Source organism: Nostocoides vanveenii (assembly GCF_039531165.1).
Lineage (GTDB): Bacteria > Actinomycetota > Actinomycetes > Actinomycetales > Dermatophilaceae > Nostocoides_A > Nostocoides_A vanveenii.
The window spans coordinates 84,881-94,406 of record NZ_BAAAPN010000017.1; the positions used below are offsets into that span (position 1 = coordinate 84,881).

The window sequence follows — 9,526 nt, forward strand, 5'->3', positions numbered from 1 at the left end:
CATGAAGGTCATGACCGTCGTCGGCACCCGCCCAGAGCTCATCCGGCTCTCGCGGGTGCTGCACCGACTCGACGCCACCGAGGGCATTGATCACGTCCTCGTGCATACGGGGCAGAACTACGACTACGAGCTCAACCAGGTCTTCTTCGACGACCTCGGCATCCGCAAGCCGGACCACATGCTCGGGGTCGACACCTTGTCCCTGGGTGCCGTGCTCGGCGGCACGCTGATCGCCGTCGAGGGCGTGATCCGCGAGGAGGAGCCGGATGCGCTGCTCGTCCTCGGCGACACGAACTCGTGCATCGCCGCCCTGATGGCCCGCCGGATGAAGGTGCCGGTCTACCACATGGAGGCAGGCAACCGCTGCTTCGACCTCAACGTGCCCGAGGAGACGAACCGGCGGCTCGTCGACCACGTCGCCGACTTCAACCTCGTCTACACCGAGCACGCTCGCCGCAATCTGCTCGCCGAGGGGCTGCACCCGCGCCGCATCCTCAAGACGGGGTCACCGATGCGCGAGGTCCTCGACGCCTACCGAGCACAGATCGACGCGTCGACCGTCCTCGCGGACAAGGGCCTGGACGAAGGGGGCTACTTCCTCGTCAGTGCTCACCGCGAGGAAAACGTCGACTCCCCCGAGCGCCTGCGGATGCTCGTCTCCTGCCTCGCCGCGGTGCACGAGAAGTTCGGCCTCCCGGTCTTCGTGTCGACACACCCGCGCACCCGCAAACGGCTCGAAGCCTTGCCCGACTGGACCGAGCCGGAGGGCATCACCTTCAGCGACCCGCTCGGGTTCCACGACTACAACAAGTTGCAGCTGTCAGCCGCTTGCTGCCTGAGCGACTCCGGAACCATCGCAGAGGAGTCCTCCTTGCTCGGATTCCCAGCGATCACTTTGCGAGACTCGATTGAGCGCCCCGAGGCCCTCGACACCGGAGGAGTCATAATGACCGGGCTCGATCCGGAGGACGTTGTGACCGCGGTAGGCGTGATCATGTTGAGCAACTGCGGACGCAGAGGTGTGGGTTATGTCACACCCGAGGACTATCTCATCCACAATGCCAGTGAGCGAACAGTGAACTTCATCCTTTCCACAGCTCGCCGGCACCATTCTTGGGCGGGGATCAGGCCATGAGAGCGCGTCTCCCCGTCCTCATCGATGCCTCGAATCTTCACACGGGTGGGGGTGTCCAGGTTGCTGCATCATTCCTCAACGAACTGGTCCATCTCGACCCCACCCCCCCCTGGCTGGCTGATGCGACGATCCTCTGCTCAAGCCAGGTGCACGAGAATCTCACGTCCGAGGCGCGACGCATAGCGTGTCGTCACGATGCCACACCCAACCTCTCCTTCTTGAGACCCGCTCGGCGCCCGCAGTTCTCTGTGGCCTTCACCGTCTTCGGTCCCACCTACCGGCCCCGCCTAGCTCGCCGTGAGATCGTTGGCCTCGCTGACCCGATGCTTCCGAACGGATATGCGCCGCCAGAGGCCCTGGTCGGGCGGACTCGTCTCCAGTACTTCAAGACGCTCGTCAAGCGGGCCCGGGCGCGCAAGGTCGACCACGCAGTCGTAGAGTCCCCTGCCTATGGGCACGCACTCGGAACAATAGGCGTCCACCCGCACGAGATCACGGTGGTCCCCAACTCGCCATCGGCCTCCGTCGTGACTGCTAGTCCCCGCGTGAGTAGATGGCCCCTGCCCGAGAGTGGGCGGATCACGCTGATCTACCCGGCTAGGCCGTACCCTCACAAAAACTTTGATTTCCTGGGCCATGTCGCCGAAGCACTCGCCACCAAGGGGCGAGACGTGACGTTCATCACAACTCTGACGGCTGAGGAGTTGACCGCGTACTCACCGGCCACGCAGGCGGCCTGCATCCCAGTAGGGATCGTGACTCAGGCTCAGCTCGGTGAACTCTACCAAGCGGCTCATGCCGTGTTCTTCCCCAGTTTGTTGGAGGTCTCGTCAGCCACTCCACTTGAGGCCCTTTCCCTAGGTATCCCATTGATCGCTGCCGATCGCGATTTTGTCCATGAAACCGCTGGGCAAGCGGCGTGGTACTTCGATCCGCGTGACCCTCACGACGCAGCCAGTGCCATCCTCCGAGCCGTCGCACAGCCGGATGAAGTGAAACGCAAGGTCGAACAGGGACGGCACCTAGTCGACAACCGACCCAACGCCGTCGATCGGGCACTCCGCTACACCGAGCTCATCAACCAACACCTCGACGAGATTGGGCAAGGGCCACGACCTACAGTGGTCGTTGCCCATCCTGCGCAACAGCATTCCTTCCGCACGGCCGAAGCCGTGGCCACTGCGGGCTATCGCCTCCGTTACGTCACGCCGATATACGATCGGCCAGGTTCCCTCACTAATCGGCTGGTGCGGCTGCTTCATGGCGATGCCAGAGCGCGAGCCGCGAGCAGGCGCAGTCAGCGACTCGACGACGACGACGTCGTTCAGATCTACGAGCCGGTAGCGCTGCTGCTGCTGCTGCTGCAACGCTTCCGCCTCAGCCGCATGCCTTTCTTGGTCTGGTTCCGTTTCCTGGTTCTGATCTTCGGCTGGAAACTACGCCGCATTGTTGAGCAGGAATCAGCAGTCGCGCTCATCAGCTATGACACGTTTTCCGCCGGAACCTTTCGACGTCTGAAACAGACCAGTCCGCAGGTCCACCTGATCTTGGACATGTCTGCGCCGGCAGCCCCCTCCGTGGACGATATTCTGGAAAGTTTCGTGGAGAACCACCAAGGCACTAGAGCGGCTGACCTTCTCTCCGAGGAACGTGATGGTTTCTTCTACCAGCAAAACACAAGGTACGCCGCCAGAGAGATCGCTCTAGCCGATCATTTTCTTGCCGCCTCGACGTTCACACAGATGACGCTAAAACTGCAAGGAGTTGACCCCGAACGCATTCATATCTGCCGGTATGGCATCGACACGGATCCGATAGAACCGCTAAAACATGTTCAGTCGCCCAGGCCCTTGAAGGTCGTCTTCCTCGGCACCCTGGCGGCCCGGAAAGGCGTGGCAGACTTCCTGATGGTGGCTAAGGATTTGCAGGCGTCCAACTTTGAGTTCGTCGCAATCGGCGCCCATGATCGGAAGAAAGTGCACGTTCCAGAGGACCTAAATGTGCGCCTTACAGGGCATGTGACACGCCCGGTCGTCAACGACGAATTGGCAACTGCCGACGTGATCGTCTTCCCATCTCTTGCTGACGGCTTCGGGCTCTCCGTGCTTGAGGCAATGCGGAGTGGGGCCACAGCCATCGTCTCAGATCACGCCGGCGTAAGTGACTTGATCGAAGAGGGGGTCAATGGGTTCGTTGTCCACCCCGGCGAGGCGGATCTGATAGAGCACCATCTCAAGACCCTCGAGCGTGACCGACACGTTCTCGCCCGGATGCAGCGAGCAGCCCGCGCTACGGCGCAGGGTCGAACGTGGAACCTCTACCAGCAAGAGTTGAAAGCTGCTCTTGAAAGCATCATTGGGGAGACCCAATGAAGAACAGAGTTCACCTGCACAAGGCACCCCCGTCAGTTACAGCGGGTGAAGGCAGGATGCAGTCAATCCCACAATCCGTCGTTGCCATGCTGCCCGAGTTGCTCATCGCCCTCGCCCTTCTCGGTATGCTCGCCCAAGCTCTCGAGCTAACTTTGCCCGCCGTTTTAATGCGAAACCTCGCGATCGCTATGATCGCCCTTGCCATTTTCCTAGCTGTCCTGAGAGGCGAGCGCCTCGGCGGCGGTAATGGTCTGCCCTTGGCCCTGGCTCTCTTCGCGCTCTGGATCTCCGTTCGAGTCGTCTACGAGGACGGCGCCCAACCCGTCCCGCTGCTGCTCGCGATGTGGCTACCCTTCACCTTTTTCGCGGCTTACACCTCGCGAGCCGCCGGTCAAAGAGTTGCAGCCATCTTCTGTGTCTTCACCGCCGTGGCTGCTACACTTTACCTTTCCACCACCTTATCCATCGGCCTTCGGGGCGGCCTTCTCATCAACGCGATCTTCTACGTCATTCTGGGCCTCCCGTTCATCCTCGCGATCCAGAGCCGGACGATGAGGATGGCAGGGATATTGGTCATTGTGACCGCTGCCGCGGCCTCGAACAAAAGGACCGCCATCGTCGCCCTCAGCGTTGCCTTGTTCATGTATCTACTTACCGAGAACCGAAGAAGCAAGCCAGCTACCACGTTGCGTTTTCGTCCTGGTTTAGCCGCGGGTGGACTCATCCTCGCAGTCATCACACCCTACTGGGTGGGGCTACGGGTTTTTGGCGTAGACATTCTGGCTAAGTTCGCAGACGCTGGGCAGGACGGGGGGTCTGGACGTGCCGAGATTTATTCTTGGGTGTGGAAGCGTCTTGGCGAGGCATCGGCCAACAGGCTTTTCTTCGGACACGGAACAAATGCTGTAGCTCAGGAAACTGGCGGGTTCTCTGCACACAACGACTTCCTGGAGGTCGCCTATGACTACGGGCTGGTCGGGTTTGGCCTATACCTCTTCGTCTACGCATGCCTAATTGCCACACTCATTAAGCTGGTAAGTTCCCGCAATCGCTATGCGGGAGCATGGGCTGCGAGTTTGGGACTATTTGCGACCCTGTCCTCGCTAAGTCATCTCGCGCTCATTCCGACTTACGTCGCCCTACTTGCCGTCTTTTGGGGCTACATTCTGCGAGAAACCGCCGATTCTACCGGTTCAATAGATGGCTCATCAGTGAGACACAATGGGGTTCGACGACATTATGCCTCGCCCCCGAGAAGGAAAAGTATCCATGGTTGATGTTGGCGTCCTCACTTTTCACCGCGCCTCAAATTATGGCGCGGTCCTCCAGACTTGGGCACTGCAGGAGGCCATCTCTGCGCTGGGACATTCCAGCGAGGTAGTCGATTATCGCTCTCCCTTTCTCGAGGCTCATTATCAGCCAGACGGTTGGCGCACGATGTTGTCTCCCCGCAAAATCGGGATTGCGCTACTGCGAAACGGCTACATGCTCGATCGTCGCCCGATCTTCGAGGATTTCGTCCGCCGTGAAATCCCCCTGTCCACGGATGCCTACACTCCTGACACCGTCGAGCACGCCCTCGACAGTTACTCGATCTTCCTTACGGGCAGTGACCAAGTTTGGAATCCGCTCACCGCAGGCTTTGACCCCGCCTACTTCCTAGAGTTCGTCCCGGAGGGCCATCGTAAGCGGGCGTATGCCGCCTCCATCGGACTGGAAGCTATCCCGCACGAACACCAGCCCCGGTTCCAGGAGTTGCTCGCCGACTTCAAGCAGATTTCGGTCCGTGAGTCCACAGGGGCCGCCATTCTCAAGGAGATGTTGGGTGACAGTCCGCCCGTCGTAGCCGACCCAACCCTGCTCGTTGACGCTCCGCGTTGGCGCACACTTGGCGAGCAGGGTCATAACTGGTCAGAGCCCTACACCTTGGTTTATCTCCTCGCTGAGACCCCAGCGATCCTCCGTTACGCACGCAGGCTCGCCAAGAGCCGCGGCAATCGCATCGTCTACGTGAGCCAAAGGCTTTTTCAACCGCGTGGAATGAGGGTTCTTTCCAGGGCGACCGTCTATGACTTCGTCGCCTTATTCGCTGGCGCTGATTCGGTCGTGACAAACTCTTTTCATGGCATGTGCTTCGCACTCAACCTATCCCTAGATCTCCATTTCGATTTTCTTCCTGAACCCGCGCGAGTTAACTCCAGACTAAGGCAGTTGATCGAAGCATACGACATTGACGCCCGGCAAATTCCGCCTGAAGGCCTGCTGCCTCGGACGTCGACCGACATGCAGGTACACATCGGCGAGACCATAGAGCGTGAAAGGACACGCTCTATGAATATCTTGGCACAAATCATCGATGAGAGCTGAACATGCACCAAGTAACAATCGTAACCGCTTTTTTCGATATTGGTCGTGAAAACTTTAGGACCCTCCCTAGATCGTCGGAAGTGTACTTTGAGCACTTTCATTTTTGGGCCCGAATTCAAAACCCTTTGGTCGTATACACGTCTAGACAGTTTCGAGAGCGCATCCTCGAAATCCGTAGTGAATTCGGCTTGGGCGATCTGACGAAGGTATTCGTTATCGATGACCCCTTCGCCATTCAGCCTGAAATATTCGCCCGGATGTCAGAAGTCTCCCGCGACCACTGGTTCCGCGACTTTCGGTTGCTACCCCACGCAACATCGGGCATCGCCGAATATTCATATCTAATGCTGCTTAAGAGTTGGTTTGTCTCTAACGCTGTGAGTCGCGGCGTGACGACCGAAACAGCGGCATGGATTGACTTCGGCTTCAACCACGGTGGGGTCGCCTACCCCCATACCGAAGAGTTCGACTTCGCGTGGCGGTGCGAGAAGGACGAATATGACAAGGTTGTCCTCTTCTCCATGGACGAATACGATGATCGCCCGATATTTGAAATTGTCCGTCGATTGAGCGACTGCCTCATGGGTGCGCAGATCATCATTCCGTCCCGTCGCGCTTCCGAACTCTGGGACGTGAACCGTGAATCGATGCAAACGCTGCTGCGCGTGGGGCTCATAGACGATGACCAACTGATCCAGATGATGTCACTACGTGCCCGCCCCGAGTTGTTCGAGGTCCGTCGCAGCGAGTGGTTCCGGCCGCTTAAGGACGTCAGCGGCGCTGCCCTCACGCTGACCGCCCCCCAGGAGCCGGCCATACCGCTGCGGCCAGTCCGTACTCTTGTGCGCTGGTCCCGCCGGCAGCGGCGCGCTCTGCAATCGTCGGCCCGCCTATACGTCAACCTTGTAAAGGGGCGTCCTTGACAAGGACTGGTGGCGGGCAGAAGCAGAGTCGAGACCGAGCTGCGCGGCGGAACTTCTTGGCTGGCACGCTTGGGTACGTCGTCATCGTCGCACTGTCGTTCGCCGCCCGAACGGTCTTGGTCCGATCCGTCGACGAGGCGCACCTTGGGCTTAACGCGATTGTGCTAAACCTTGTTTCGCTTATTTCGGTTGCCGAGGCCGGGATAGCGACCGCCGCCGCCTTCCGGCTTTATAAGCCACTGTCTCAAGGGGCCCTTAACCAAATAGCAAGTTGGGTATCTGCAGCAAGATCGCTATATCACATTGCTCTCATTGCAATCGGGGCCCTCGGGGCCCTCTCGATATTGGTCTTTGGGATGACTTTCGAGCGGCTGGGATTTGACCTAAGCTACACCGTGGCGGTTGGGGCGATCGCTACCGGGACTGCGCTGTCATCTTGCGTGCTTGCCTCCGAAAAGGTGCTATTGCTCGCCGACCAGAAGGCGCATGTGGTGGTGGCTGCGCAATGCGTCTCCTTTTTTGTGCAGACCGGTGCGCAGGTGATCGCCCTTCTCGTTTTCGACAGTTTCCTCCTCTTCCTTGCGAGTGCAGCTGGCGGAATGCTCCTCTGGAACTGGCTATGTGCACTTTATGTCAGGCGACATTACACGCTTTATGAGCACGCAGTTTGTGTCCACGAAGAGCACAGTCTGCTGCAGCGCGACGTTTTAGACCTCTTGCCCTATAAGATTGGCGCGGTGGGACTAAATGCCACCGACGCAATAATCATCGCTTTAGTCTTGAGTTCCACCCTAGCAGGGATAGTGTCGAACTTCACTCTGATTGTCAACTCGCTTAACGGCGTCCTCATGCAGGGCTTTAATGGAATTGCCGCTTCTATTGGGCTGCACAACGCTGATTCGGATATGCAGCGCCGTAGCGCTGTCTTCTACCAGCTGTCCAGCTTGGGCATGTGGGTTTTCGGCGCCGCGGCCATCTGTTTGACTCTCCTACTTAACCCTTTCGTCGAGTTGTGGATCGGCAGTTCCTACCTCCTAAGTCGGACGGAGGTGGTCGCCCTCGCGGGTGCCTTCTTTGTTACCGGGGCGAACCAGGTCCCCTCGCTGTACCGATCCTCGCTCGGCATCTTCCGGCGGACGCGCTTCGTGCCGGTTATAGCCACCGTCGTGAACCTCGCCCTCTCCGTCGGCCTAGCTCTCTGGATCGGCCTCGTCGGGGTCTTCCTCGGCACGATCCTCGCCCGGGGACTCACGTTTAGCGTGGTCGATCCCTACCTAGTCAGTCGCACGGCGCTGTCGACTCGGTTCCGCGACTATCTCGGCCACTACGCGCATAGCCTCCTTGGGGTCGTCTGCTTGGGCATCGTGCTGAACCTATGGTGGGGTTTCGTATACACCCCGGGCGTTCTGACGTTCATCGCCTGGGGAGGCATCATTGCGACGACAGCTTTTCTCGGCCTTGCACTATGGCTCTCGTTCACGTCCCATTTCCGTCAGATCCTGAGTCGCATATGGGAGCGCTGAGCAGAGATTCGTTCGGCGGATTCAAGTGGTCGTCGTAACGCCTCGAAGAAGGAGTTTGTCGATGGGCGAAGCCGGATGCAGATGACCTAGATCCCGCTCATCGCTTGACGCAAATAATCGTCAACCGGCGACTCCACGGGTCGCTGGGCCACGTCCCGCCCATCGAGTACGAGCACGCCCACTACGCTACCCTCAACCCCGAGCCGCAGCCCGTACGACCTGACTCGTGCCACTTGATGCGCGATTGGCGCTGGAGGCTGACTTTCGGCGATTTCATGGGGTAGTCGTTGGCTGAGTGACACACCCCGAGACTGATGCTCCTATTGCGTGTCAAGCCTTTGGGGAGGGGGAGTTTCAGGCGGCGGCGAGCCAGGCTCTGTAGCGGGTGGCGAGTTCGTCGTTGGGGCGTCTGCCGAGTTCGAGTTCGCCGATTCTGGCGGGCCATACGCCCAGGTGTTGTGCGGCGGCGGTGAGGGTGAGGTTCTTCGCGTGGCGTGCGGGTCGTAGGTCGGAGTAGTCGGGCGCGAGGGTGTGGCCGGCCAGGGCGTGGAAGATCTCTCGCGCGACGGCGCGTTTGAGGGCGCGGAAGACCTCCTTCGTGGTCCACCCGTTGGCCAGGCGGGTGTCGCGGTAGGCGCGGGTTCTCTGGTCGTAGGACATGCGGACTTTGACGATGTGGTGCAGGGCGGCGTTGGCTTGCCGGTCACCGCCGCGGGAGAGGCGATGTTTGTCGGTGCGGCCGGAGGAGACCGGGATCGGCGCCGTTCCGCACAGGGCGGCGAACGAGGCGGAGGTGCGTAGCCGGTCGGGGTTGTCGCCGGCGGTGATCAGCAGCTGGGCGCCGACCGCGGGGCCGACGCCTTTGATGGCCATCAGGGCTGGGTTGGCGCGGGTGGCGCGCCGCAGCATCCGTTCCTCGAGCGCGGTGATCTCGTCCTGGAGGGCGAGGTAGCGTCGCGCGAGGGTCCGCAACGCGTACAGGGTGTCGGCGTCGTCGACGTCATGGATCTGATCGGGGCGGCAATCCCGAAGGGTGGCAATGAGTTTGGTCTCCGGCAGGTCCCGGAAACGGTCCCGCAGGGCGGGGCGGGTGGTGACCAGCAGGGAGCCGATCTGACGCCAGGCGGCTTGTTGTGACTTCACCGCGGAACGGCGCGCGATGGTCAGCGCCCGTAGCGGCTCGATGCTGGGGTTCTTCGGCTCGGT

The 9,526-nt window shown here is 60.1% G+C and carries 7 protein-coding genes; 6 read left to right on the forward strand and 1 reads right to left on the reverse strand.

The window, feature by feature from the left end:
- Position 1 precedes the first annotated feature (1 nt).
- From wecB to ABD209_RS03370, 6 genes are all read left to right on the forward strand, one after another.
- Positions 2 to 1,135 (forward strand): non-hydrolyzing UDP-N-acetylglucosamine 2-epimerase, encoded by a 1,134-nt coding sequence (gene wecB / locus ABD209_RS03345; RefSeq protein ID WP_344062091.1) that lies wholly within the window; start codon positions 2 to 4, stop codon positions 1,133 to 1,135.
- 323 nt (positions 1,136 to 1,458) lie between these two features.
- Positions 1,459 to 3,507 carry a glycosyltransferase gene (locus ABD209_RS03350; RefSeq protein ID WP_344062114.1) on the forward strand — a complete coding sequence of 683 codons (2,049 nt, stop codon included), beginning with the start codon at positions 1,459 to 1,461 and terminating at the stop codon, positions 3,505 to 3,507.
- A gap of 98 nt (positions 3,508 to 3,605) precedes the next feature.
- The gene (locus tag ABD209_RS03355; protein ID WP_344062095.1) at positions 3,606 to 4,784 is read left to right on the forward strand and encodes an O-antigen ligase family protein; all 1,179 of its coding nucleotides are present in this window, start codon (positions 3,606 to 3,608) and stop codon (positions 4,782 to 4,784) included.
- Positions 4,777 to 5,874: a polysaccharide pyruvyl transferase family protein gene (locus ABD209_RS03360; protein WP_344062098.1), complete on the forward strand. Its 1,098-nt coding sequence runs from the start codon at positions 4,777 to 4,779 to the stop codon at positions 5,872 to 5,874. The genes ABD209_RS03355 and ABD209_RS03360 overlap by 8 nt, the downstream gene beginning before the upstream one ends.
- Positions 5,875 to 5,876: 2 nt before the next feature.
- Positions 5,877 to 6,797: a WlaTC/HtrL family glycosyltransferase gene (locus ABD209_RS03365; protein ID WP_344062101.1), complete on the forward strand. Its 921-nt coding sequence runs from the start codon at positions 5,877 to 5,879 to the stop codon at positions 6,795 to 6,797.
- 356 nt (positions 6,798 to 7,153) lie between these two features.
- Entirely contained in the window at positions 7,154 to 8,320 is a 1,167-nt protein-coding gene (locus ABD209_RS03370) for a lipopolysaccharide biosynthesis protein (protein ID WP_344062104.1), read from the forward strand.
- A 354-nt stretch (positions 8,321 to 8,674) separates the two neighbouring features.
- On the opposite strand, the gene ABD209_RS03375 is transcribed toward ABD209_RS03370, so the two are convergent.
- Positions 8,675 to 9,526: transposase (locus tag ABD209_RS03375; protein ID WP_344062108.1), on the reverse strand; the 852-nt coding region annotated here is incomplete at its 5' end.

Excerpts from the sequence above, each read along its gene's own strand:
- wecB (WP_344062091.1), top strand. The coding sequence starts at position 2 with ATGAAGGTCATGACCGTCGTCGGCACCCGCCCAGAGCTCATCCGGCTC.
- ABD209_RS03350 (WP_344062114.1), top strand. The coding sequence starts at position 1,459 with ATGCTTCCGAACGGATATGCGCCGCCAGAGGCCCTGGTCGGGCGGACT.
- ABD209_RS03360 (WP_344062098.1), top strand. The coding sequence starts at position 4,777 with ATGGTTGATGTTGGCGTCCTCACTTTTCACCGCGCCTCAAATTATGGC.
- ABD209_RS03365 (WP_344062101.1), top strand. The coding sequence starts at position 5,877 with ATGCACCAAGTAACAATCGTAACCGCTTTTTTCGATATTGGTCGTGAA.
- ABD209_RS03370 (WP_344062104.1), top strand. The coding sequence starts at position 7,154 with ATGACTTTCGAGCGGCTGGGATTTGACCTAAGCTACACCGTGGCGGTT.